1 pseudogene is annotated in these 306 nt (G+C 43.1%); it reads right to left on the bottom strand.

Features of this window, described 5'->3' with window-relative positions:
* Positions 1 to 254, bottom strand: a pseudogene (locus HC175_RS22615) (MFS transporter); the annotation flags it as partial.
* Between the last annotated feature and the right edge of the window lie 52 nt (positions 255 to 306).

The raw sequence follows: 306 nt of genomic DNA, 5'->3' as shown, positions 1-306 counted from the left end.
ATAGCACCAATAACAGCGCAATAAAAGAACACTTTTGAAGGGGAGAAGCGGTCTGCAATGGTCAAAAGTGCAAAGATGAGGGTGCCGCAAATAAAACCTACCTGTACTGCAGAGGTGAGATGCCCCAGGGCAGTAATTTCGAGATCAAAAACTATAAGAAGGTCATCCATCACTGCATTTCCTGCAAACCAAAGGGAGGTACAGCAGAATTGGGCAAATACAATAATGGGCAGGATATGCTTTCCCTGTGGCATTAATCTTGGATTGGAGATGCTAAGATGAAAAAAATATCTTCCGGAGTTACAC

The sequence above is a fragment of the Salinimicrobium oceani genome, from assembly GCF_012037645.1.
Note: the sequence above shows the minus strand (reverse complement) of the source record. Positions and strands in the feature narration are given on the sequence as shown.